Origin of the sequence: Priestia sp. SIMBA_032 (assembly GCF_046535215.1) — a bacterium.
Classification (GTDB): domain Bacteria; phylum Bacillota; class Bacilli; order Bacillales; family Bacillaceae_H; genus Priestia; species Priestia aryabhattai.
Window position 1 is genome coordinate 1 of the sequence record NZ_JAWRXD010000317.1, and the last position, 326, is coordinate 326.

The 326-nt window shown below is 35.3% G+C and carries 1 protein-coding gene; it reads left to right on the forward strand.

All coding sequences use genetic code 11. From position 1 onward, the window contains the following. A partial coding sequence (locus tag SB717_RS34560) for a DsrE/DsrF/DrsH-like family protein (RefSeq protein WP_410907372.1) occupies positions 1-326 on the forward strand: 326 nt, incomplete at both ends.

Below are 326 nucleotides of genomic sequence, written 5' to 3' on the forward strand. Positions count from 1 at the left end.
GTAACTATTTTTCATACTTTCTGGGGATTAAATGCTTTAAGGAAAGATGAACATGTGAATGTAAAGAAAACATTTATAGAAAAAGTATTTGGAAAAATGATGCCACGCGGTGCTGATAAGATGGGATTATCCAAAATGAATTTTGCTGGCATGGGGCCGAAGATGATTAAAGGCATTATGAAAAAACATAACGCAATGCCTTTGCCAGATTTAATTGATTTGGCGAAAGAACAAGGAATTAAACTTGTAGCTTGTCAAATGACAGTAGATTTATTAGGGTTAAAAGAGGAAGAGATTATGGAAGGGGTAGAGTTTGCAGGTGTAGG